The organism is Pelagibacterium nitratireducens (genome assembly GCF_037044555.1).
GTDB lineage: Bacteria > Pseudomonadota > Alphaproteobacteria > Rhizobiales > Devosiaceae > Pelagibacterium > Pelagibacterium nitratireducens.
In genome coordinates, this window is record NZ_CP146275.1 from 3,063,011 (window position 1) to 3,087,253 (window position 24,243).

The window sequence follows — 24,243 nt, forward strand, 5'->3', positions numbered from 1 at the left end:
AACTGGTTACGGAAAGGACGACAGATGAACCAGATTTCCTCCCTGCCCCACGCACCCGTTCTGGGCGCCGCATTCATGGTCGGGGCCGGCATTACTTTTGCCATTACCAACATTTTGACGCCGATCATCACCTATCAGATGGGTGTGCCCTCCACAGCCGTGGTGTTCTGGCAATACATCATTGCAACGCTTTTTGCCCTGCCGTTGATCCTGCGGATCGGGGTTTCGAAGTTGCGCACAAAACATCCCTATTGGCACGAGATCCGCGCGTTGCTTTCGGCGCTCGGCGTGCAGTTCTTCGCCTTCGGGTTCGCGCTGGGTGTGCCGGTCTGGCAGATGGTGGCGCTGTCGATGACGGGGCCGTTCTTCATTCTGCTCGGCGCAACGCTGTTTCTGGGCGAACGCCTGACCGTGCAGCGGCTTGGCGCGACGATTACCGGTTTTGTCGGTGCCGTCATGGTGTCCCAGATCGGCACCGAGCAGTTCACTCTCGCCTCGCTTTTGCCCGTATTGGCGGCGCTGTGCTGGGGTTCGGTTTCGGTCATCACGCGTTATCTGAGCCGCGACGAAGAGCCTGAATCGCTCACGCTTTACATGCTGGTGCTGATTACGCCCAACCACTTTCTGATCGGGTTGCTGGTTGGCATAGCCGTCGCGGTGCTGCCGGTGGGCGCGTTGCCGGCAGGACTGGCGACAGGGTTCGATTTTCAACTTCCGTTGGGCGATCCGTTGATGCTGATCGTGCTCTTGGGGCTGGTGACGGCCGGGGCGCAGTATTTCCTGAGCTTTGCCTACAAGGTGGCCGACGCCACCTATCTGCAGCCTTTCGATGATCTCAAACTGCCGCTCAATACGCTTTTGGGCTGGGTCGCTCTTTCGCAGGTACCGGCCATCTGGTTCTGGCCGGGTGCGCTTTTGATCCTCGGCGCGTCGAGCTTCATCCTGTGGAGCGAGCGCCGGGCAACGCCGAGCCGGCTGCAGATGGCATAGACTTTATGTTGTCGCGCTTCCGAACCGGATAAGTGGTGCCCATCCCCGATCGGGTCGAGGACATGCTTATCCTGGAAGCACTCTAGAGCCTCACCCAGCAGCCATCGCGATGGCTGTGCGCGATGGCATGTATGGTCTTTTCGATGGCCAGCCCCTGTTGAAAATCGATGATGTGCGCCGTCTCCCCGGAGATGGCGCACATCACTTCGCGGGCTTCGATGATTTTGAGCTCGTTGAACCCTAGACCGTGGCCGGGCGCGGGAATGAATTTGTCATAGGGCGGATGGATGGGCGCTGTCAGCACAGTGCGGAACCCCTGTTCGCTGGCCCTGCCCTCGCGGGTGAAGATCTGGAGTTCGTTCATGCGCTCCTGATCGTAGGCGATGGTGCCTTCGGACCCGAAAATCTGGATCGCGATACGGCCCTTGCGGCCCCAGGCGGAGCGCGAAAGCTGGATGGCGCCCGATACGCCGCCCGCAAAGCGCAGAAGAATATGGGCGATATCGAAGGTTTCCACCTCGCGGTCCTTGCCGTCCTGAGTGGGACGGGTGGGGAACGGTTTGGCAAGGTCGGCCATGACCTGTTCGGCGGGGCCGAGCAATTTCGAGAGGATCGAGAGCGGATGGACGCCGAAATCATCAAGCGCGCCATAGCCTGAACTCGTCTCGCTCTTCCAATAAAAGAGCGCAGCAGGGTCGGCCATGAAGTCTTCGTCCATTTCGACCCGCACCGAATGGACCCTGCCGATCGCCCCTTCGGCCAGCAATTTTCCGATGTGGCGGATGAGCGGGTTCTGGATGTAATTGTACCCCAAGACCGCCACCCGGCCCGACGCTCGCGCCGCTTCGGCCATGCGCTCGGCATCGGCAAAGGCGGGAGCCATTGGTTTTTCGCACCAGACATGCTTGCCGGCCCCGAGCGCGGCGATGGCCATTTCGGGGTGGAAGGCATTGGGCGTGGTTATCGAAACAATATCAACATCGGGGTCGGCGATCAGCTCGCGCCAGTCGCCTGTCGATTTGACAAAGCCCAGCGCCGCGGCCTGCTTTGTCGCCAGATCGGCATTGGCTTCGGCGAGGTGGACAAGACGTGGGCGCTCGACATCGCCGAAGACCGGCGCGACGGCGTTCCAGGCGAGCGCGTGGCACTTGCCCATATAGCCGGTTCCGATGAGGCCGACGCCGAGGGATGTCATTGAAGCGCTCCGGACAAAAAAAGACGGCGGAATATGGGAAACCCATATTGCCGCCGGAGGTTGCTCTTGCCCTTCGCGCTCTCGCGAAGGAGGCTAGAATACGCGCCTTGGCGGGAAAATTTCAAGGATAATGGCTATAAAACGGCGCGATTTGTGTCGCGCCGTTTTTCTTTTGTCACAGTCGGGCGTCTTTGATGGCCCTGTTACTGGTAGTCTGCGGCGTTGGACGCATCGACAAGAACGGTGCCGGTATCGACCCATTCCTCGATGGTTTCCCCGTTGTTCAGAGCAATCAGGGACTCGATGCCGAAGCGACCCATATTGTCGGGCGCCTGGGCGATCGAGGCCGTCATTTCGCCGGCAATGATGGAATTGGCGGCATCGGGGTTGGCGTCAAAGCCGACGACCATGACGCTTTCGAGCATGGCGGCCTGCTTGAGCGCCTCGACGGCACCGAGCGCCATGTTGTCGTTGGACGCGAAAATGCCTTTGATGTTGGGATTGCCCGCCAGAATGGTTTCGGCAACGGACAGACCCATGGCGCGATCCCAGTTGGCAGGCTGTTCGGCAACGATGTTGAGCCCGCATTCGGTCAGGCCGTCATGGGCGCCCTGGGCGCGCTGCTGGCCCGTCGACTGGCTGATAAGCCCCTGAAGAATGGCGACGTCGGACCCGGCTTCGAGATTGTCGCACATATATTGGGCCGCAAGCGCCGCGCCGACCTGGTTGTTGGTGCCGATAAAGGACACGCCCTCATTGGTGCCACGGGTATCGACGAACACCACCGGGATGCCCTGCGCGATGGCGGAATCGACAACCGGAGCCAACGCATTGGGATCGGTTGGGGCCAGCGCGATGCCGTCCACGCCCTGGGCGATCAGATCCTCGATCTGGTTGATCTGGGCCTGAACGTCGGATTCCTGGGGCGGGGCCACGACGATCACCTCGACCCCATGTTCCTCGCCGGCCGCCATGGCACCGGCCTCGACGGCGGCCCAGAACGGATTGCCCGCGCCGGGGCCCTTCATGCCCAGAACATAGGTTTGCGCCTGAGCGCCGACGGTCATGGCGCCGAGCGCCAAGCCTGCCAGAAGCACTGCTTTCATTTCGTGGTCCTCCCTTTTCGACCAGTCTCCGTTTGATCGTCGACCGTTCCGGCTGGAGCGCACCGGACGGCCGTAAACCTTATTGTCTGACCGACGCTCTGCGGCGGACCACGTCGATCCAGACCGCAAAGATGATCACGACGCCGATCAGCACCATCTGCCAGAACGAGCTGACATTGTTGATATTGAGCCCGTTCCGCAGGAGGCCCATGATGAGCACGCCGGCCAGAACCCCCAGCACGGTGCCGCGTCCGCCAAAGAACGATGCGCCGCCGATGATGACCGCCGCGATGGCGTCGAGTTCGAGCATCAGGCCCGCATTGGGGAAACCGGAATCGGTCCGGCCCGCCAAAAGCAGCCCGCCCAGTCCGGCCATGAAGCCGGAGATGACGTAAACCAGGACCAGAACCTTATCGACATTGACGCCCGAGACGCGCGCCGCCTGCGGATTGCCGCCGATGGCGTAGATGTGGCGGCCGGTGCTGGTTTTTTCGAGAAAGAACCACAGCCCCACCGCGCAGACCGCGACGACGATCAGGCTGGCCGGAATGCCGGCCGGCGGGGCAAGAAAGCCCAGATCGTAATAGGCCTGGCCCAGATAGCGGACTTCATCCTGGAGCCCGGAAATCGGAGCACCGTTGGTCACCAGATAGGCGATGCCGCGCACCGCGTTGAGCGTTCCCAAGGTCATGATGAAGGGGTGGGGGAGCCTGAGCCAAGTCAGCCCCACCCCGTTGACCACCCCCACGGCGATGCCGACCAGCGGGCCGACCATAAGGACGAGCGGCCAGGGCAGGCCCATGCGGCTGGCGAGCGCGAGGGTGACCATGGAAAGTGCCATTGTCGAGCCGACCGAAAGATCGATGCCGGCGGTGACGATCACCACGAACATGCCCAAGGCAACCAGCGCCAGTGTGGCGTTCTGTTTCAGGATATTGGTGAGGTTCTGGGGCGTCAAAAACACTTCAGGGCGCGAGAGGGCGATGACCACCATCATCACGACCACGACGAGGACGATGCCGTAGGATTCGAGAAATTTCGAGAGTTTGGGATTGTAAAACATTGCGCCCGCCCTGCCCTAGTGCAGCCTGTCGTGGGCTAGGGATTCGGTGTGTCCCTTGGTGCCCATGATCCAGCCGATGACCTCGTTGCGGGACGTGTCGCCGAGTTCGCTTTCGGCGAAGTTGGTGCCCTGATAGAGCGCCATGACCCGGTCGCAGCAATAGAAGATATCGTCCATGCGGTGGGAGATGACGATCACGGCAACCCCTCGGTCTTTCAGCCTTTTGATGAGGTCGAGCACCTTGCCGACTTCCTTGATGGCAAGGGCGGCGGTGGGTTCGTCCATGATGACGAGTTGGGCGTCGAACGCCGTGGCGCGCGCGATGGCGACCGCCTGGCGCTGCCCGCCCGAGAGATCCTCGGTGTTCTGGGACACCGATTTGACGTGGATGTGGAGATTGTCGAGATGGGACTGGGCCATCTCGCGGGCTTTCTTGTGGTCGATGATGGTCAGAGGCCCGAGCCTTCTGCCCGGCTCGCGGCCCATATAGATGTTTTCATAGATGGGCATGTTCCCGGCCAGCGCGAAGTCCTGATAGACCATCTCGATGCCCTTGCCCCGGGCGTCCTTGGGGCTGGAAAAATGGACCGGGCGGCCATCGAAAATCAGCTCGCCTTTCGAGGGCTGATAGAGCCCGGAGAGGATTTTCATCAGCGTGGATTTACCCGCGCCATTGTCACCCACGACCCCCAACACCTCGCCGTGACCGACGTGGAAATTGACGTCGTCCAGCGCGGTGATGGCGCCGAAATACTTGGCGATGCCGCGCGCTTCGAGAAGTGCCGTGCCGGTTTCGGCCATCTTCCTCTCCCTCCTCCTGCTCCCCACAAATAGAACACTTGGTGCACTATTTATATTTGTGGAATGTTTATTCCATTTCGTGCAGAATGCGTCAAGGCCCAATCGAACCGGACCGAGGAAAATTCGGGGCCAAAGAGCGGGAAAAATCAGGTTTTCAGCGCCGTTTTGCGGCGAAAAGGCGCCCGGGCAAATCCCGGGGACAATGGCCGGACGAGTATAGATGCAACGGGCCGGCTGGGGATAAGATCAGGAGAATCCGAGCATGGGGCGCAGCAAGGCGATGGACAGCGCAGAGCAGATCGATGTGCCGCGCGATTTCGCGGCTTTGCGCGAGCGCGTTCTGGCGCGCTGGGAAGAGTTGCCGCGCCGGCTGACCCAGGTGGCCGAATATGCGCTCAACAACCCCGACGAGATTGCCTTTGGCACCGCCGCATCGATTGCGGCCAAGGCCCATGTGCAGCCCTCGACGCTTGTGCGGTTTTCCCAGGCGCTGGGATATCAGGGCTTTTCGGGACTGCAGGAGGTGTTTCGTTCGCGGCTGCGTGACCAGGTGCTCGGTTATGACGAGCGCATGGCGCAATTGCGCGAGCACGGGGAAGGCTCGCCGCGCCCATCCATGATCCTTGAGGGGTTCGCCGAAGCCTCGCTGCGCTCGATCTCGGCATTGACCGCCCGGCACGATCCGGCGGTGTTCGAGCGGGCGCTCGACGTGCTCGAGGCGGCCCAGACCGTTTACCTGATCGGGCTGCGGCGCTCGTTTCCGGTGACTTCATATATGGCCTATGCCATGGGCAAGCTGGGCATTCGCACCATCCTGATCGATGCGGTGGCCGGGCTGGCGGCCGAGCAGGCCAATTTCGCCAACGGCAAGGATGCCGCCATCGCCATCAGCTTTACACCCTATGCCAGCGAAACGTTGGCGCTGACCACCCAGGTGCGCGAGGCGGGCGCCAAGGTGGTGGCGATCACCGACTCGATCTTTTCGCCGCTGGCCTCGCAGGCCGAGGCGTGGTTCGAGGTGGCCGAAGCCGATTTCGAGGGGTTCCGGTCGATGAGCGCGACCATGACGCTGGCCATGGCGCTGACCGTGGCGCTGGCCGACAGGCGCAAGGAAAAAGGATTGTAGTGGCAACGCGGAGAGAACCGCGATCGCTCAAGGCCCTCTCAGCGGTCTGCGGATCACCCTCTCTCCGAAGGGGCGAGGTCAATCCTGCCGCAGCGCCAACGCCAGGCCGCTTGCACAGCCCGCCCCTCGCCGCCGCCTCAACCGCAATATTCGCCCTGCTGAACGGCTGCCATGCCTTTTTCGAAATCGTCGCGGATTTCAGCCAGGGTCATCGATCCGAACCGGTCCACAATCATGGCCTCAGCGGCAGCCAGAGTATCGCCGATGCGGGCATTGACGGCTTTTTCGATGAGGCATTTTGGATCGTCATTGGCGAGGCCGAGCGCAAACATTTCGGGTGAACCCAACGCGCGGTAGATATCGGCCATCGTGATCTTTTCGAGCGGCGTCGCCAGTTCCCAGCCGCCATTGTGGCCCTTGGACGAGGTGACATAGCCCGCCTCGCGCAGCCCCGCCATGGTGCGGCGCACGACCACGGGATTGGTCGATAACATTCTGGCCATTGTTTCTGACGTCGCTGCTCCCTCCATCTTGCTCATGTGGATCAACACATGGAGCATGCGGGAGAGCCGGTTGTCGGTGCGCATGGGCTTTACCTCTGGTGTTGACCTAGCCCGGCGGGTGAGCCTGCGTCAATTGCCGGGCCGCTTGCGCAGCGTCGCGCCAAGCGCAATCCTTGTCCCGACACGGGAGGTGATCATGGGGAACACCATTTCAGGACGCTTGCTGGCCATCGTTGCCGCATTGCCGCTGGCGCCGGGCATGCGCGTGCTGGAAATCGGCTGCGGGCCGGGCGTGATGGCGCGCGAGATGGCTCGGCGCATGGGGACGGGCAAGGTGGTGGCCATCGACCGGTCGGCCAGGGCGATCGCATTGGCGCGAACCGGATCGGTGCAGGAAATGGCGGCGGGCCTTCTCGAATTCCGGCAAATCGCAATCGAGGATCTTACGCTCGAGCGCGGAGAGGCGCCGTTCGATCTGGCCGTGGCGGTGCGCGTGGGCGCGCTCGACGGGCGCCATCCTGAAACAGGCCTGAAGGCGCACGCGGTGCTTGCCAAGGTGCTCAAACCAGACGGGCAGCTGTGGGTCGACGGGCGCCCTGTCTCTCTTTGAAAGCGAGGTATGCCATCGTGTTGCATGCGCAGCACACCGAAATTTGATTGTTTTTCAATGCTATTGCTGTGTGGAACCAAGTGTTTCCTGTCCCGTTCGGTTGCCGCGGGGAAAAACAGAACAAGCCAATACCGGACCGGCCATCGCGCCGGCTTCGGAAAGAGGTTTGTTCGCCCAAGCAACGGAGTACGAACAATGAAAAACGCTCTTGCAAAAACAGCTCTGGCAACAACAGCCGGACTTTTGATGACGGGAACGGCGCTGGCGCAGACCGCCACGGCCACCGCAACGACCGACCTCAACATCCGCTCGGGCCCCGGCCCGCAGTTTGAAACCGTGGGCGTGATCGCCTCGGGCGACAGCGCCACGGTGACCGGCTGTGTGGCGGATTCGATGTGGTGCGAAATCGATTATGACGGCACCATGGGCTATGCCTATTCCGACTATCTGACCGTCGCGGCCCAGGCCCAGGGTGAGCCTATCGTTCTGACCGAACGTCCGCCCGAACTGGTGGGCGTTGCCGAACCCTCCACAACCGCCAATTCGACGGTGACCGGCGCGGCCGGTGGCGCGATTGCCGGTGCCCTGATCGGTGGGCCCGTTGGGGCCGCTATCGGTGCCGGGCTGGGCGCGACGGCCGGGGTCGTCGTCGATCCGCCGGAAAGCGCGCGCACTTATGTGACGTCCAACCCCATGGAGCCGGTCTATCTGGAAGGTGAAGTGGTGGTCGGGGCTCAGGTGCCCGACACGGTGACGGCCGAGGCTATCCCGGACTACGAATATGACTACGTCTATATCAACGGTCAGCCGGTGCTGATCGACCCGGCCAGCCGGGAAATCGTTTATGTCTTCCGCTAAAACCGGATGACCGAGAAAGTGGGGCGGCCCTGCGGGGCCGCCCTTTTTTGTCGCGCGATCGAACCGAAAAAGTCTGCAACTTTTTCTGATCGCGCTTAAGGCCGCCCCTTTTATTTGACCGAAATCACCTGCCCGGTTTTCAGGCTCTCGCTGGCGGCTTCGGCCAGTTTCTGGGCCATCAGCCCGTCATGGCCCGAGGCACGCGGGGCTTCCCCCTTCTCGAGAAAATCGAGGAATTTGTGAATTTCGGCGGTGTAGGCTGCCTGATAACGCTCGACGAAGGAAAAAGGGATCTTGTCCTGCATCCAGCCGGCGTCATTGGCGAGCTCGACCGTGGTGTCATGGATATTGGCGGCGCGCAAAAGCCCTTTTGAACCATGGACTTCAATGCGCTGATCGTGGCCATAGGTGGCACGGCGGGAATTGGTGATGACGACGATCCTGCCCGAAGCGGTCTGCATCTGGACGCTGGCGGTGTCGATATCGCCGGCCTTACCGATTTCCGGATCGGTGAGGACGCCACCAAGAGCGTGGACGGTGGCAGGTTCCTCATCGCCCAAAAGAAAGCGGGCCATGTCGAAATCGTGGATCATCATGTCGCGGTAGAGCCCACCCGAGCGCTCGATATAGGAGACGGGGGGCGCAGACGGATCGCGGCAGGTGATGGTGATGATTTCAGGATCGCCGATTTCGCCCGAGCGCAGGCGCTTTTCGAGGGCAGCGAAGTTGGGATCGTAGCGCCGGTGAAAGCCGATCATCAAGGGAACGCCCGCTTTTTCAACGACTTGCAGGCAAGCCTTTATCCGCTCGACCGAAAGGGATACCGGCTTTTCGCACAGGATGGCCTTGCCGGCGCGGGCGGCCTGTTCGATCAGGTCAGCATGGGTGTCGGTGGGGGTGGCGATGAGGATGGCATCGATGTCAGAGGACGCGATGATGTCCTCGACGGATGCGGTCTTTGCGCCGACGACAGCGGCCAGTTTTTCTGCCGCGTCGGGCATGGCGTCGGCGATATAACCGACGGTGGCGCGGCCCGAGGACGCGATGGCGCGGGCGTGGACATTGCCGATGCGGCCCGCCCCCAGAATTCCGAAACGCAGCATGAAACCCTCCCGAAATGCGCAGCCAACAAACGCAACATTGGCTGTAAAATCTATGGACTTGTGCGATGTTGACCGCGTTGTTGGCCAACATTTGCACAATTGCCTTTTTGCTTCACCCGCCGGTGGAATGCAATCGGAAAAATGGAACATATATTCCGAATTGACAGATTTTCGGAATTGATGTTTCAATCGAGGCTATCTAGAAAGGCGACGACTAATCGTCTGGATTGCGGGAGGCCAGCGCCATGGAAGAGCGGGAGAAGACGCTCGACGTCATCACCATCGGGCGCGCCTCGGTCGACCTTTACGGCCAGCAGATCGGCGCGCGGCTCGAGGACGTTGCAAGCTTTGCCAAATCGGTGGGCGGGTGCCCGGCCAATATCGCCATCGGCACGGCGCGGCTGGGGCTCAAATCGGCCTGGCTGGGACGGGTGGGCGATGAAGCCTTCGGGCGGTTCATCACCGAACAGATGGCCCGCGAGGGCGCTTCGACCGAGGGGATCGTCACCGACAAGGATCGGCTGACGGCGCTGGCCATTTTGGGCGTCGAGGACGACGCGCGGTTTCCGCTGATCTTTTATCGCGAGGATTGCGCCGATATGGCGCTGACCGAGGGCGATATTTCCGAGAACTTCATCGCGCGGGCCCGGTCGGTGCTGGTGACGGGCACCCATTTTTCCCGCCCCCACACCTCAGCGGCGCAAAAGATCGCCATGACCTTTGCCAAGGGCTATGGCGCCAAGGTGATCTTCGACATCGATTTTCGTCCCAATCTTTGGGGGCTGGCCGGGCACGGGGCGGGCGAGGAGCGCTATATCCGTTCGCACACGGTTTCCGAGCGGCTCAAATCGGTGCTGCCCCATTGCGACCTCATCGTTGGAACCGAGGAGGAAATCCTGATCGGCTCAGGAGAGACCGATCTGGATGCCGCGCTCAGGGCGATCAGACAGGTCTCCTCCGCCCTGATCGTCCTGAAGCGCGGCCCGATGGGGTGCATCGTTTATGATGGCGCGATCCCGGACAATATCGAAGATGGCATCGTGGGCAAAGGGTTCCCCATCGACGTTTATAACACGCTGGGGGCCGGGGACGCCTTCATGAGCGGGTTTTTGCGCGGCTGGCTGCGCGGGGAGACGCTGGAGACCTGTGCGACCTGGGCCAATGCCTGCGGGGCGTTTGCGGTGTCGCGGCTGTTGTGTTCGCCGGAAATCCCCAGTTTCGAGGAGTTGAGCTTTTTCCTCGAACAGGGCAGCGAATACACCGCGCTGCGCAAGGATCGGGCGCTCAACCACATTCACTGGGCAACAACCGGGCGGCGGCGGGCGTATGCGAGCCTCAAGGCGCTGGCCATCGACCATCGGAGCCAGTTCGAGGAGATGGCGGAGCGGGCCGGAGCCGACCGGGACCGGATTGCCGGCTTCAAGCTTTTGGCCGTCGAGGCGGCGGCCAAGGTGGCCGGCGGACGCGACGGGTTCGGGATGCTGCTCGATGAAAAATACGGGCGCGCGGCGCTGTTCGCGGCGGCCAAAGTGCCCGACTTCTGGATCGGGCGGCCGGTGGAACTGCCCGGGTCGCGGCCGCTCAAGTTCGAATTTTCACAAGACATGGGCAGCCGGCTGGTCGAATGGCCGGTGGACCATACCATCAAATGCTTGGCGTTCTTTCATCCCGACGATCCCGACGATATGCGGCTTGAACAGACCGAAAAGCTGGGTGCACTTTACGATGCGGCACGCAGCGTGGGGCGCGAGGTGCTGATCGAAATCATAGCGGGCAAGAACGGGCCAATGGAGGCCGATACGGTGCCGCGGGTTCTAACCGAGCTCTATTCGGCGGGGATCAAGCCCGACTGGTGGAAGCTCGAACCGCAGGCCGATGCGGGCGCCTGGGCGCTGATCGATGAGACGATCAAGGTCAACGATCCCTGGTGCCGCGGGGTGGTGCTTTTGGGGCTCGATGCGCCGGCCGACGCGCTGGAAGCGGCGTTCAAGGCAACGGCGGGATCGGCAAGTGTCAAAGGATTTGCCGTGGGGCGGACGATCTTTGCCGGTGCCGCCGAAAAATGGTTGGCTGGGGAGATGGACGATAGCGAAGCGGTTGCCGATATGGCCGAGCGGTTCGGCGCGCTGGTGGATGCATGGGAGGCGCGGGAGCAATGACCGAAACGATCAGACTGACCATGGCGCAGGCCGTCGCGCGGTTTCTGGCGGCGCAGATGACCGAGATCGAAGGCGAACGGGTGCCGCTGTTTGGCGGGGTGTGGGCGATTTTCGGGCATGGCAATGTCGCGGCCATGGGCGAGGCGCTCTATGGCGTGCGCGAGAAACTGCCGACCTATCGCGCCCATAACGAGCAGGGCATGGCCCATGCGGCGATTGCGTTTGCCAAGGCCAGTTTCCGGCGGCGGATGATGGCGTGCACAAGCTCGATCGGGCCGGGGGCGACCAACATGGTGACCGCGGCGGCAATGGCGCATGTGAACCGGCTGCCGGTCTTGTTTCTGCCCGGCGACGTGTTTGCCAACCGGCGGCCCGATCCTGTGCTGCAGCAGGTCGAGGATTTTGCCGACGGGACGGTGTCGGCGAACGATTGTTTGAAACCGGTATCGCGCTATTTCGACCGCATTACGCGGCCCGAGCAGATCATGCCGGCGCTGCGGCGGGCCCTGCAGGTTCTGACCGATCCGGCCGAGTGCGGGCCGGTGACGCTGGCGCTGTGTCAGGATACCCAAGCGGAGGCCTATGATTATCCAGTCTCGTTTTTTGCAGAGACGGTGCACACCCAACGCCGGGTGCGGCCCGATGCCGACGAGTTGGCGCGGGCGGTTGCGGCCATCGAGGGCGCGAAACAGCCGGTGCTGATCGCCGGTGGCGGGGTGCTCTATTCGGGGGCCAGCGATGTGTTGGCACGGTTTGCCGAGGCGCACGATATTCCTGTGATGGAAACGCAGGCGGGGAAATCGGCCCTGCCCCATTCCCATCCCCTCAATATGGGATCGGTGGGCGTGACCGGGACGAGCGCGGCCAATCAATTGGCGGAACAGGCCGATGTGATTTTGGCCGTGGGAACGCGGCTGGCCGATTTCACAACGGGATCTTGGGCGCTGTTCAAAAACCCTGACGCCAAGTTCGTGGCGCTCAACGTGGCGGCGATCGATGCGGGCAAGCATGGGGCAATGCCCCTTCTGGCCGATGCGCGGGTGGGGCTCGAGGCGCTCGGGGACAGGCTGGGGCCATGGCGGGCGCCACAAAGCTGGCGCGATGCGGCCAACGAGGGCAAACGCGGATGGCTGGACGCGGCCGATGCCGTGACGGCGGCGACCAATGTGCCCCTGCCCTCGGATGCCCAAGTGATCGGGGCGACCCAGCGGACGATGGGGGACGCAATCGTCGTGTGCGCGGCGGGGGGATTGCCCGGGGAGTTGCACAAGTTGTGGAAGGCGGAAAGCCCGGGGCGCTATCACCTCGAATACGGGTTTTCGACGATGGGCTACGAGATTGCCGGGGGGCTGGGGGTGAGGCTGGCGCGGCCCGATGACGAGGTTGTCGTCATGGTGGGCGATGGCAGCTACATGATGGCCAATTCCGAGCTTTCGACCGCCGTGATGATGGGGCTGGCGCTGACCATCGTCCTGCTCGACAATCGCGGGTTCGGCTGCATCAACCGGCTGCAAATGGCGACCGGGGGCAAAAATTTCAACAATCTGTTCGAGGACGTGCACAGGGAGGCGATGCCCGATATCGACTTTGTGGGGCATGCAGGCGCGATGGGGGCCCATGCGCAAAAGGTTGGAGGGATTGCCGAGCTGGAAACCGCACTGGCCGAGGCGCGGGCGCGCGGCGGGGTCAATGTGGTGGTGATCGATACCGACCCGCTGGTCGCGACCGAGGCCGGTGGGCATTGGTGGGACGTTGCGGTGCCCGAGGTGTCCGAGCGGGCGGATGTGCGTGCGAAGCGGGCGGAGTATGAGGACAAGATCAAGGGGCAGCGGATCGGGTGAGATGTCTGGCGCTGCCGTGTACTGGATCCCGGGTCTTCGCCCGGGATGACGGAGGTGGTGAGGATGATATGAGAAAAGAGGGTTGGCCGGCTGGCGAAGGTCGCGGCTATTTTTCCAAAGCCCGTTTCTCCTCCGCGGTCATCCCGGACTTGATCCGGGATCCAGTATGCTCGGCGATTGAGGGAAACGATGATCGATGAGCGGCACTATTACGTCTATATCCTCGCCAGCGGGATCGGCGGAACACTATATGTCGGGGTCACCAACAATCTGTTCCGGCGGATTCCCGAACACAAGGAGCGGAAAGCAGATCGGTTCACCGCCCGCTATGGTGTCGACCGGCTAGTCTATTTCGAGGCGCATGACACTATCGATGCGGCGATCGCGCGGGAAAAGCGGATCAAGCGCTGGCGGCGAAGCTGGAAGGTGCAACTGATCGAAAAAGACAATCCCAACTGGGATGACCGGTTTGCTGCCCTGCGGCCGTAGGGCAGGATGATACGCGGTTCAAACTACCGGCTCTGCTGGTTACTGGATCCCGGGTCTTCGCCCGGGATGACGGGAGTGGGGAGGAGGCGCAGGGGAAAAGATCGGAGGTTGAGCGGGTGGTGATGTCTGTGAACACAATGAGAGAGACGAAAGAAAAATGATCCGGATCGGTGCGAACCCTATCGGGTGGTCCAATGACGACATGATCGAGATTGGCGGGGAGACGCCGCTGGAGGTGTGTCTGGCCGAGGCCAGGGAGGCCGGGTTTACGGGGATGGAGCTGGGCAACAAGTTTCCGCGCGAGGCCGAAACGCTTCGGCCGGTGCTCGATGCCCATGGGCATTCTCTGGTTTCGGGGTGGTACTCGACCGAGCTTTTGCTGCGGGACGAGAACGCCGAGATCGAGGCGGCGGCGGCTCATGCGACGCTATTGCGCGACATGGGGTCCACGGTGATGATCGTGTGCGAGACATCGAATGCCATCCATGGGCAGATGGAGACGCCGCTGTCGGAGCGGCCGATCTTGCCCCATGACGTCTGGCCCCGGTTCGGGATGCGGTTGACCGCGTTTGCGCTCAAGCTCAAGCAGGCCTACGGGCTCGATCTTGTCTATCACCATCACATGGGGACGATCGTTCAGACCGAAGCGGAGATCGACCGGCTGATGGCCTCGACCGGAGATGCCGTGCATCTGCTGCTCGACACCGGGCACGTCACGTGGGGCGGGGGCGATCCGGCGCGGGTGGCGCGCAATCATTTCTCCCGCATCGCGCATGTGCACACAAAGGATGTGCGCGCCGAAATCATGCTCAAATCGAACTCGGAGGACTGGAGCTTTCTCAAATCGGTGCTGGCCGGGGTCTATACGGTGCCCGGTGATGGGCTGATCGACTTTTCCTCGGTGTTTGCCGAACTCAAGGGCTATGAGGGCTGGGTTGTGGTCGAGGCCGAACAGGATCCCGAAAAAGCCCATCCGCTGACGTATGCGAAGATGGGGTATGGGCATTTGCGCGCGGTGCTGGAGCGGGCCGGGTTCGCGGTAGCGGCCTAGAAAGGCCCCGTCACCCACCCCTCTCCCCCAAGGGAGAGGGGGCGGGCTGGGGAACGGATCGAGTGCGGGGGGACCGAGCCAAACGAGTATAGGGCGTCACGCATGGGATCGGGGGCCAAGCCCGGCGGCGAGGAGGGGAAGAAATGGTGACCCGAGCCGCAAGCTCTGCCGGTTACTGGATCCCGGCTCAAGGCCGGGATGACGGCGGTGGGGCGGAGAGGATTGGGGCCGGGTTGGCACCGGAAAACGAGGAAGCAAATTGATGTCTGAACTGCTCGTCAAACCGTCGGGGAATACCGGCAAGGTGATCGATGTGACGCCTCAAAGTGCCGGGTGGCGGTATGTGGGGTTTGCGCTGCATAAGCTGACCGCCGGGCAAAGCGTTTCGGCGGCGACGGGGGATCGGGAGGTCTGTCTGGTTTTCGTGTCCGGCACGGGGAGGGTGACGGCAGGAGGCGAGACGCTGGGCAAAATGGGCGAACGCAAGAGCCCATTCGACGGCAAGCCGGCGGCTGTCTATGTGCCGGGGCATTCGGACTGGTCGGTGACGGCGGAAACCGAGGTCGAACTGGCCGTCTGTTCGGCCCCTGCCCTTTCGCACCGCGCGGTGAAGGTGATCGGGCCCGACGCGATGAGCCAGGAGGTGCGCGGCAAGGGCACCAATGTGCGCCATGTCACCAATATCCTGCCCGAAACCGATGGGGTGGCGGACAGTCTGTTGGTGGTCGAGGTGATAACGCCGGGCGGGCACACATCGTCCTATCCGCCGCACAAGCACGATAGAGACGCTTTGCCCGAGGAGTCGTACCTCGAGGAAACCTATTATCACCGTCTCAACCCGCATCAGGGCTTTGCCTTCCAGCGGGTTTATACCGACGATCGCTCGCTCGATGAAACATTGCTGATCGAGGACGGGGTGACCACGCTGGTGCCCAGGGGGTATCACCCCTGCGCGGCGATCCACGGGTATGATCTTTACTACCTCAACGTGATGGCGGGGCCGCACAGGCGTTGGAAATTTCACAATCAGCCCGAGCATGAATGGCTTCTGGGAGGCTGAGTTTGAACCGGCACTTATGCGGGAGGCTCCGACCCGCCACCCCCCCATTTGTCAACCCGGCCTTTGGGCCGGGGGCTTGTACAATCAGCGTCCGGGATGGAGCCGTCGACGCTGAGTGTACTGGATCCCGGCTCGAGGCCGGGATGACGTCGGGCAAGGTGTTGGGGGTTGTTACAGTCTTGCTGGCCTTGCCCGCCGATCGCCTGGAAAATCAGCAAACGATGGCCCTTAAAGGGCGTGTTAAGTCCTTGGCCGTAACACTTTCCTTTGACCGAAAGACCGGTGCAGGGGGCAAGGCATTTTGGCAGGCACGATTCAAAGCAGGATCAGGCAATTGGGGCGCGTGCTCGCGCGCGCCAGCAACATACCTGCTTTGATGGCCGTGGTGGTGATCGCGGTGGCGGCCGGCTTTGCCGACTACCAGAACCGGGAAATCCACGCGCAATCTCAGCGCGCCGCAGTGCTCGACAAACTCGGGCTGGTGCGGGCCCAGCTCGAGGGCAACGTCTATTCCAACCTGCAACTGATCCACGGGCTGGTCGGGGTCATCGCCACCGAACCCTATATGGGCCAGGCGCGGTTTTCCGCGCTTTCCGCCTATCTGTTCAACCAGAGCAGCCAGATCATCAACATTGCGGGGGCGCCCGACTTCGTGGTGCGCATGGTCTATCCGCTGTCCGGCAACGAGGCGGCACTGGGGCTCAATTACCGGGACAACGCCGAACAGCGCGATGCGGCGATGCAGGCCCGCGACAGCCGCGAAATCGTGCTGGCCGGGCCGGTGCATCTGGTGCAGGGCGGACGCGGCTTTATCGGACGCTACCCGGTCTATTATCGCAACGGGACGGGCGAGGAGCGCTTCTGGGGCATTGTTTCGGCGGTGATCGACGCCGACAGGCTCTACCAGGAGAGCGGTCTGGACGCCATGGAAGCCGATCTCTCAATAGCCATTTCCGGCCGTGACGGGCACGCGGACAACGGAGCGGTGTTTTATGGCGACGCGGCGGTTCTGGACAGCGATCCGGTGCGGGCCGAGGTGTTGCTGCCATCGGGCAACTGGATCATATCGGCCATCCCCAACGGGGGCTGGAGCGTCAATCCGCCCAACACAGTGGTGCTGCGGGTCGGGATGGGGCTGGCCGCGGCGCTGATCCTTGTGCCGCTGGTTCTGTTGGGCCGGCTCAACGAGGAACGCCGGCGGCGGATGATCGAGCAGCGGCGGCGCGAAAGCGAGTTGTCACGGCTGTCGCGCCGGCTGGAGCTGGCATTGGCCACCTCGCAGGTCGGGGTGTGGGAAATGAACATCGCCACCGGCCACCTGTCCTGGGACGACCGTATGAACGAGCTTTACGCCCATCCGTGCGACGGCGGCGAGCGCGACTACACCCATTGGCGCGACAGGCTGCATCCGGACGATCTTGAACGCGCCGAGCGTGACTTCAATGAATCCATCCGCTCGGGCGCCCAGTACCTGTCCAATTACCGCATCGTGACCCCCGAGGGCGAAACGCGCCACATCAGGGCGATCGGCTCGGTCTATCAGGATCAGGGAACCTCTCCACGCATCGTGGGGGTCAATTGGGACGCAACGCCCGACGCCAAATTGTCAGAGGCGCTGCTGCGGGCCAAGACGCAGGCCGAGGCGAAAAATTTCGAGCTGGAGACCGCCAAGGCGCGCATCGAGCACAACGCCATGCACGACCCGCTGACCGGGCTGCCCAACCGGCGCTATCTCGACGAAATTCTCGACATGCACACCAAGCGCAGCGCGCACGATGGCGGCTATGTCTCGATCCAGCATATCGATCTGGATCGCTTCAAGCAGATCAACGATACGCTGGGCCATGCCGCGGGCGACGCCATGCTGATCCATGCGGCCGAAGTGCTCAGGGGTTCGGTGCGGCCATCGGACTTCGTGGCGCGGATCGGGGGCGATGAATTCGTGATCCTGTGCATCGGGGAGAAATCGGATGCCGAATTGCGCGCCATGGCCGAGCGGATCATCGCCGCCATGCGCAAGCCGGTCTCCTACCAGGGCCATGAATGCCGGTTCGGCGTTTCGATCGGCATTGCGGGCGGCGATGTTTCGACAACGCCGGCCAAGCAGGTGCTGGTCAATGCCGATATCGCGCTTTATCGTGCCAAGGAGCGTGGCCGGAACCGGGCCGAATTTTTCTCGGAAGAATTGCAGGCCGAAATCATCACCGCCAAGCGTGTGGCCGACGATATCCTGTCGGGGCTGGAGAACAACGAATTCGTCGCGTTCTACCAGCCTCAGGTGGACGCAAAGACCCTCGACATCGTTGGCATGGAAGCGCTGGCGCGCTGGAACCATCCCATAAGGGGCATGCTGACGCCCGATGCGTTCATGGCGATTGCCGAGGACCTCAACGTGGTTGCGGCCATCGACAAGCTGATCCTCGAGCAGGCGCTGGCCCAGCACAGGAAATGGAAGGCGGCAGGGCTAAGCGTGCCGCGGGTTTCGGTCAATGTTTCGGCGCGGCGGCTCAATGACGAGGGGCTGATCGATACGCTCAAGGCGCTGGAGATCGAACCGGGCACGGTGTCGTTCGAATTGATCGAATCGATCTATCTCGACGAGCGCGACACGCTGGTCTCGTTCAATATCGACCAGATCAGGGATCTGGGCATCGACATCGAGATCGACGATTTCGGCACAGGATACGCTTCGATCGTCTCGCTTCTGCAATTGCGCCCGACGCGGCTCAAGATCGACCGGCAGCTCGTGATGCCGATCACCAGTTCGGCAGGTCAGCGCCGGCTGGTCGGCTCGATCATCGAAATCGGCACGTCGCTGGGAATCGAGGCGATTGCCGAGGGTGTGGAGAGCTTCGAGCACGCCACAATTCTCGCCGATATGGGCTGTTCGGCGCTGCAGGGCTATGCCATTGCCCGACCCATGGATGGGGACGCGATAACCCAGTTCGTCGCCAGCCAGAGCTGGCGCAAGGCGAGCTAGGGTGCGGGGGTTCAGGTGATGGCCGGCTGCAAGCGGCACTTTCCTGCGCTCCGGTGCTCACGTACTGGAAGTACGCTCCGTTCCGGTGCTCGAAAAGCGTCGCTTTCGCTCAGCCCTGACCTGTCCCCCGCACCCTAGCCCCTAGCTTTTCGGCTTGGCGCGGTTGGTTGGTTGGGCGGCGAGGGGATTGTCGGGCCAGTAGTGGCGGGGGTAGCGGCCTTTCAGATCCTTTGCGACATCGGACCAGGAGCCACGCCAGAAGCCGGGAAGGTCGCGCGTGGTCTGGATGGGGCGATGGGCAGGGGAAAGCAGCGAGAGCAGCAGCGGCACCTTGCCATTGGCGATGGCGGGGTGGGTATCGAGGCCGAACAATTCCTGGACGCGCACGGCGAGGACCGGCCCGTTTTCCGCTGCATAGTCGATGGGGATATTGCTGCCCGAGGGAACGGGGAAATGGGAAGGCAAAAGCGTTTCCATCTGCGCACGCCTGTCCCAGGGCAAGAGATCGAACAGGGCGGCAGAGAGGTGGTCGGGGGTGATGGCGTCGAGGCGCGACAGGCCGGCGATGTGGGGGACGAGCCAGGCGGCATCGTTTTCAGCCAACGCCGCGTCGGAAAGGTCGGGCCAATCGGCGCCCATGGTGCGATGGAGGAAACCGGCGCGCTCGCGCAGGGTGCGCTGGTCGCGGGTCCAGGGAAGCTTTTCAACGCCGATCTGCGCGATGCCTTTGGCCAGCATGGGCGCGGCGGCGGCGGGATCGTCGATGGCGGCGGAACCATCTTCAAGGCGCAGGGCGCCGAGGCGGCGCTGGCGGCGGGCACGGACGGCGCGGGCTGTGGGATCGAAGGCCAGTTCGGTTGCGGTTTGGATATGGCTTGTGAAGATATCCTCGATGTCGTTTCGATCGATGGCGATGGCGGCGCGGATATGGGCGCTGGCGGCGGCGCCGGTCATTTCGGTTATGACGAGGAATTTTTCGCGCGCCAGGCGCTCGGTCTCATCGATGCGGGCCTGACGGCCATTGGCGAGACGGAAGCGGCCGGGGCCGGTCTGTTGGGCGACGCGGTCGGGATAGGCGCGGGCGAGGTGGCGGGCCAGATCGGCGCCGGAAAGCTGGCTCGCCCCGCCAGCGGCTTTGGACCAGCGGGTGGCGAGCGCTTTGGCTTCAGCAGCGCGTTTGGAATTGTCGCGGCGCAGGCGCTCGAAGCGATCGGCGAGATCTATGGCGTTGCCGCCAAGGCCGGGTTCGCCGGCGAGCACTCCGAGCAGGGCCGCATCCATGGCCGTGCCTTCGGTCGCGGCGCGCACGATCATGTGGCCGAGGCGCGGGTGGAGGGGCAGTTTGGCCAGCAAAGTGCCGTGGGGCGTGATGCGGGCGGCGGCGTCAAGCGCGTCGAGATTTTGCAAAAGATCGACAGCCTCGGACCATGCGGGGGCCGGTGGAGAATCGAGGAAGGCAAGGGTAGTTGGATCGGTGACACCCCAGCTTGCGAGATCGAGAACGAGATCTGTCAGATCGGCCTGCAGGATTTCGGGCGGATCGAAGGGCGGAAGGCTTTGGGTCTGACCCTCGTGCCAGAGCCGGTAGCACACGCCCGGTTCGGTGCGCCCTGCCCGGCCACGGCGCTGATCGGCACTGGCGCGGGAAACGCGGCGGGTTTCGAGCCGGGTCAGGCCGGTGTTGGGCTCATAGACCGGCAGGCGGGAGAGGCCGGAATCGATAACGATCCGCACGCCTTCGATGGTCAGGGAGGTCTGGGCGATGGCGGTGGCAAGCACGATCTTGCGGCGGCCGGGCGCGGCGGGCTGGATGGCGCGATCCTGTTCGGCGGGGGTGAGTTGGCCGTAAAGGGGAGCGATGTCGGTGTCGGGGCCAATGATGGGTGACAGCGCTTCGGCGGTGCGGCGGATTTCGGCCTGGCCGGGAAGGAAAACGAGGATCGAGCCGGTCTCCTCGGCCAGCGCGCGGCGGGTGGCGGCGGCGACCGCGTGTTCGATGCGCGCATTGGCATCGGGGACGATATGGCGGGTATCGACGGGGAAGGCGCGGCCCTGGCTTTCGATGACAGGGGCATCGCCGAGCAGGGTTGCCACCGCCGCGCCATCGAGCGTTGCCGACATGACGAGGATGCGCAAATCCTCGCGCAGGGCCGTGGCATCGAGGGTGAGGGCGAGGCCGAGATCGCCATCGAGGCTGCGTTCGTGAAATTCGTCGAACAGGATGGCAGCGATGCCGGTCAGTTCGGGATCGTCAAGCACCATGGAGGTAAAGACGCCCTCGGTGACCACTTCGATGCGGGTTCTTGCAGAGATTTTCGTATCGAGCCGGACGCGGTAGCCCACGGTTTCACCGACCTGTTCGCCCAGCGTCTGGGCCATGCGGCGCGCGGCGGCGCGGGCGGCAAGGCGGCGCGGTTCGAGCATGACGATCTTGCCCTCGGCGCGCCATGGGGCATTGAGCAGGGCCAAAGGCACGCGGGTCGTCTTGCCCGCGCCGGGTGGGGCGACAAGGACGGCGCGCCCATTGTCCTCAAGCGCGGATGCGAGCGCGGGGAGGACGGTGTCGATGGGCAGAATTGGCTGTGTAGCCAAAGAATGGAACTTCACGAAGCGGTCGCTATTCATCGAGCTTGCTGAGATCAGAAGCAATTTTTTCGACTTGCAGACGCAGAAGCTTATCCTGATGGACCTGCACGCGGGCGTACCATAACCAGAACCCATGAAGCATAAATACGAAGCCGGCAATGGCCATTGCGAACAACGGACCACGAACCATCGCTGTGTTATCCACTCTGGCCCTGCTGAGTGCAGAATCTTCGCTTATGCGGGCTGCGGATTCTCGATGTTGTCGTTCCAACTCTTCAAATTGAGAAAGGCGCAACTGCAAACCTTCAAAATCAACACTATCAAAATCGTTCTCTGCCTCTCGGCTCTCAAGCTGCTCACGAAAGGCCCGAATTTCTTCGGCATCCCTTTCAAGCAGCGTTTCGTATGATGAGATCACAGCCGAAATTCTAGCAACTTCCAGCGCATTCTCTGAAACTCGCAAATACATAAAAATGGAGCTAACAACGACCAACACCAGACCAGCAATTGCCTGAAATTTGTACAGATTGTCTGTGGGTAACGATGGCCACGACAACATGGGCGTCTCCTACTATTTCTGCTGGCTCTCTACCAGCCGCGCGTCAGGGCTTCGGGGACGGAGTAGTGCCTGCCATCAAAGACCAGGCGGTCAGTGGATGCTGAGGTGTCCGTCGCGGTTGCGGCGCACGCTATTGCGCCGCCGTGCGATTGCCAACCGTTAAGCGCGGGGTGCGCGCCATGCTGGAGATCAAACCACTGGCTCTGGGGGTACTGGATCCCGGGTCTTCGCCCGGGATGACGGCGGGTGGGGAGGATGGGCGGATTACCCCGCCATCGCTGTCCCGGAGACCTAGCGGTCTGCCCAGCCACTGGAGGGCGCGGTCGCGTGCATGGGCCCCGGGTCAAGCCCGGGGCAGCGAGGGTGTGGGGGTCAACTCAAGCCACCGTCATCGCCCGCTTGAGGGCGGCCACCAGTTCGACATCGGTGCGCTTCATGCCCGGTGCGACATAGCCCAGATCGGCAGCGCGGCCGGTGGGCGTTTCGATTGGGCGGCTGGCCGAGGCGTGGAGGTCGGTGAGGCCGAGCGCGAGGAAGATTTCGGCGTTGTCGGCGGTGACGCCGGAGCCGGCCATGATGGCGATGCGGCCGGCGGCGTGGGCGATGATGGTGCGCAGGGCGTCGCGCCCGTCGATGGCGCGGGGGGCGCCGCCGGAGGTGAGGATGCGCTTAAACCCCAGGTCGATGGCGGTATCGATGGCGGCGGGGAAATCGGGAGCCAGATCGAAGGCGCGGTGCAAAGTGAGACCAAGGCCGCTGGCGCGGGTGACAAGGCGCTCAAGGATTGCGGTATCGAGCCTGCCATCGGGATGGGTGGCGCCGAGGACGACGCCGGAGAGACCGGCTGAGCGGGCAGCGTCGATATCGGTTTGCATGGTCGCCACATCTTCCTGGGAAAAGACGAAATCGCCGGCGCGTGGGCGGATCATGGCGTAGACGGGAATGGGGGACGTGGCAGCGAGAGCCATCAGGCCGGGAGTGGGCGTAAGGCCGCCGAGGGCAAGGGAGGAGCAGAGTTCGATGCGGTCAGCGCCGCCGGATATGGCGGCGGCGAGGCCGGCAGCGTCATCGACGCAGATTTCGAGAATGGGTTCAGGCATAGGCAAACCGGTCCAGCCCCAAAAGCGCGGCGCCGACAAGGCCGGGTTCGGTGGCGCATTGGGCGGGGACGATCAGCGGGCGGTCGAGCTTGCGCAGGATGGACGCGCGCACGGCGGCGTCGAGTGCGGGGATCAGACCGGGCGCTCCGGCCATGCCGCCGCCGACGGGCACGATGGACGCGCCGGTGATGTTGACCGCAAGAGCCAGCGGGGCGGCGACCAGATCGACATAGACGTCCATGGTGCGGCTGGCCGCTTCGTCGCGTCCGGCCCAGCCGACGACGATTTCGCGGCTGTCACGGGCCTGGCCGGTCAAATGCATGTGCAGCTTTTCCAGCCCGCGCGCCCCGCCCACGGTATCGACACACCCCATGCGGCCACAGCCGCACTGGAAGTGGGGGATGGCGAGCGGCGGATCGCCGGCGGTCGTGGCGAGAATGGTTGCGTGGCCCCATTCGCCGGCATAGCCGCCGCGACGGTTGGCGAGACGGCCTTCGACGACGAGGCCGCCACCGACGCCGGTGCCCAGGATGATGCCGAACACGACGTCATGCCCCTGCCCTGCCCCAAGCCCGGCTTCGGCCAGGGCAAAACAATCGGCATCGTTGGCGATGGAAACGGGAAGTTCGAGCGCTTCTGACAGATCGGCGTCGAGAACGCGGCCATCGATACAGGGCACGTTGGCGCAGATCATTTTGCCGGTCTCGATATCGACGACCCCGCAGATGGAAATCGAGATGGCATCGGGGCGCTCGGGCGCCCCGGCCAGAATGCCGCGCAGGGTTTCAACAAAGGCCGCGAAATCGTTGCGCGGGGTTTCGATGCGGCCCATCGGCACGATGGAGCGGGCATCGTGCGCAAAAGCTGCCTTGATGGCGCTGCCGCCGATGTCGAGTGCAAGGATCATGGGGCGAACCTAGCGGGGGATGGCGCATGAGCAAGGGGAGATTTCGTCAAAAGCGGAGATTTGGCGATTTTGGCGGGTGCGAACGGGCGAGGTTGGCACAACAGTCATGGACGCTGGGGGTACTGGATCCCGGGTCTTCGCCCGGAATGACAGAGG

General features: G+C 63.0%; 20 protein-coding genes. 10 read left to right on the plus strand and 10 right to left on the minus strand.

Annotation, left to right across the window (positions count from 1 at the left end; all coding sequences use genetic code 11):
- Positions 1–24 precede the first annotated feature (24 nt).
- On the plus strand, positions 25–990 hold the full coding sequence (locus tag V6617_RS15100) for a DMT family transporter (protein ID WP_338607743.1): 966 nt from the start codon (positions 25–27) through the stop codon (positions 988–990).
- Positions 991–1,072: 82 nt separating this feature from the next.
- On the opposite strand, the gene V6617_RS15105 is transcribed toward V6617_RS15100, so the two are convergent.
- The 4 genes from V6617_RS15105 to V6617_RS15120 all read right to left on the minus strand — a co-directional run bounded on the left by V6617_RS15105 (position 1,073) and on the right by V6617_RS15120 (position 5,155).
- Complete coding sequence (locus V6617_RS15105; RefSeq protein ID WP_338607744.1) at positions 1,073–2,185, minus strand: Gfo/Idh/MocA family oxidoreductase; 1,113 nt, start codon at positions 2,183–2,185, stop codon at positions 1,073–1,075.
- A 203-nt stretch (positions 2,186–2,388) separates the two neighbouring features.
- Positions 2,389–3,291: a sugar ABC transporter substrate-binding protein gene (locus V6617_RS15110; protein WP_338607745.1), complete on the minus strand. Its 903-nt coding sequence runs from the start codon at positions 3,289–3,291 to the stop codon at positions 2,389–2,391.
- A 79-nt stretch (positions 3,292–3,370) separates the two neighbouring features.
- Positions 3,371–4,354 (minus strand): ABC transporter permease, encoded by a 984-nt coding sequence (locus V6617_RS15115; protein ID WP_338607746.1) that lies wholly within the window; start codon positions 4,352–4,354, stop codon positions 3,371–3,373.
- A gap of 15 nt (positions 4,355–4,369) precedes the next feature.
- A complete protein-coding gene (locus V6617_RS15120; protein ID WP_338607747.1) occupies positions 4,370–5,155 on the minus strand; it encodes an ATP-binding cassette domain-containing protein in 786 nt (261 codons plus the stop codon).
- A 262-nt stretch (positions 5,156–5,417) separates the two neighbouring features.
- Between V6617_RS15120 and V6617_RS15125 the strand changes: the two genes are divergently transcribed.
- Positions 5,418–6,281 (plus strand): MurR/RpiR family transcriptional regulator, encoded by an 864-nt coding sequence (locus V6617_RS15125; protein WP_338607748.1) that lies wholly within the window; start codon positions 5,418–5,420, stop codon positions 6,279–6,281.
- Between the two features lie 137 nt (positions 6,282–6,418).
- Here the strand turns inward: V6617_RS15125 and V6617_RS15130 are convergent, their stop codons facing one another.
- Positions 6,419–6,868, minus strand: coding sequence for an Rrf2 family transcriptional regulator (locus tag V6617_RS15130; RefSeq protein WP_338607749.1), 450 nt, complete (start codon positions 6,866–6,868; stop codon positions 6,419–6,421).
- 112 nt (positions 6,869–6,980) lie between these two features.
- Between V6617_RS15130 and V6617_RS15135 the strand changes: the two genes are divergently transcribed.
- Together V6617_RS15135 and V6617_RS15140 are read left to right on the plus strand one after the other, a co-directional pair.
- The gene (locus V6617_RS15135; protein WP_338607750.1) at positions 6,981–7,394 is read left to right on the plus strand and encodes a class I SAM-dependent methyltransferase; all 414 of its coding nucleotides are present in this window, start codon (positions 6,981–6,983) and stop codon (positions 7,392–7,394) included.
- Between the two features lie 195 nt (positions 7,395–7,589).
- Positions 7,590–8,252 (plus strand): DUF1236 domain-containing protein, encoded by a 663-nt coding sequence (locus tag V6617_RS15140; RefSeq protein ID WP_338607751.1) that lies wholly within the window; start codon positions 7,590–7,592, stop codon positions 8,250–8,252.
- A 110-nt stretch (positions 8,253–8,362) separates the two neighbouring features.
- Here the strand turns inward: V6617_RS15140 and iolG are convergent, their stop codons facing one another.
- Positions 8,363–9,355 carry an inositol 2-dehydrogenase gene (gene iolG, locus V6617_RS15145; protein WP_338607752.1) on the minus strand — a complete coding sequence of 331 codons (993 nt, stop codon included), beginning with the start codon at positions 9,353–9,355 and terminating at the stop codon, positions 8,363–8,365.
- Positions 9,356–9,600: 245 nt separating this feature from the next.
- Between iolG and V6617_RS15150 the strand changes: the two genes are divergently transcribed.
- The 6 genes from V6617_RS15150 to V6617_RS15175 all read left to right on the plus strand — a co-directional run bounded on the left by V6617_RS15150 (position 9,601) and on the right by V6617_RS15175 (position 18,935).
- On the plus strand, positions 9,601–11,514 hold the full coding sequence (locus tag V6617_RS15150) for a bifunctional 5-dehydro-2-deoxygluconokinase/5-dehydro-2-deoxyphosphogluconate aldolase (RefSeq protein ID WP_338607753.1): 1,914 nt from the start codon (positions 9,601–9,603) through the stop codon (positions 11,512–11,514).
- Entirely contained in the window at positions 11,511–13,355 is a 1,845-nt protein-coding gene (gene iolD, locus V6617_RS15155; RefSeq protein WP_338607754.1) for a 3D-(3,5/4)-trihydroxycyclohexane-1,2-dione acylhydrolase (decyclizing), read from the plus strand. Before V6617_RS15150 ends, iolD begins: the two co-directional genes overlap by 4 nt.
- Positions 13,356–13,544: 189 nt before the next feature.
- Complete coding sequence (locus V6617_RS15160) at positions 13,545–13,844, plus strand: GIY-YIG nuclease family protein (RefSeq protein WP_338607755.1); 300 nt, start codon at positions 13,545–13,547, stop codon at positions 13,842–13,844.
- Positions 13,845–14,001: 157 nt separating this feature from the next.
- A complete protein-coding gene (gene iolE / locus V6617_RS15165) occupies positions 14,002–14,895 on the plus strand; it encodes a myo-inosose-2 dehydratase (protein WP_338607756.1) in 894 nt (297 codons plus the stop codon).
- A gap of 262 nt (positions 14,896–15,157) precedes the next feature.
- The gene (iolB, locus tag V6617_RS15170; protein WP_338607757.1) at positions 15,158–15,955 is read left to right on the plus strand and encodes a 5-deoxy-glucuronate isomerase; all 798 of its coding nucleotides are present in this window, start codon (positions 15,158–15,160) and stop codon (positions 15,953–15,955) included.
- A 376-nt stretch (positions 15,956–16,331) separates the two neighbouring features.
- Positions 16,332–18,935 carry a bifunctional diguanylate cyclase/phosphodiesterase gene (locus V6617_RS15175; protein ID WP_422394837.1) on the plus strand — a complete coding sequence of 868 codons (2,604 nt, stop codon included), beginning with the start codon at positions 16,332–16,334 and terminating at the stop codon, positions 18,933–18,935.
- 141 nt (positions 18,936–19,076) lie between these two features.
- Here V6617_RS15175 and hrpB read toward each other — a convergent pair whose 3' ends face one another.
- The 4 genes from hrpB to V6617_RS15195 all read right to left on the minus strand — a co-directional run bounded on the left by hrpB (position 19,077) and on the right by V6617_RS15195 (position 24,087).
- On the minus strand, positions 19,077–21,527 hold the full coding sequence (gene hrpB / locus V6617_RS15180) for an ATP-dependent helicase HrpB (RefSeq protein ID WP_422394789.1): 2,451 nt from the start codon (positions 21,525–21,527) through the stop codon (positions 19,077–19,079).
- A 25-nt stretch (positions 21,528–21,552) separates the two neighbouring features.
- Positions 21,553–22,080: a hypothetical protein gene (locus V6617_RS15185; protein ID WP_338607759.1), complete on the minus strand. Its 528-nt coding sequence runs from the start codon at positions 22,078–22,080 to the stop codon at positions 21,553–21,555.
- A gap of 377 nt (positions 22,081–22,457) precedes the next feature.
- Positions 22,458–23,180 (minus strand): copper homeostasis protein CutC, encoded by a 723-nt coding sequence (locus tag V6617_RS15190; RefSeq protein ID WP_338607760.1) that lies wholly within the window; start codon positions 23,178–23,180, stop codon positions 22,458–22,460.
- Entirely contained in the window at positions 23,173–24,087 is a 915-nt protein-coding gene (locus tag V6617_RS15195; RefSeq protein ID WP_338607761.1) for an ROK family protein, read from the minus strand. The genes V6617_RS15190 and V6617_RS15195 overlap by 8 nt, the downstream gene beginning before the upstream one ends.
- Positions 24,088–24,243 lie beyond the last annotated feature (156 nt).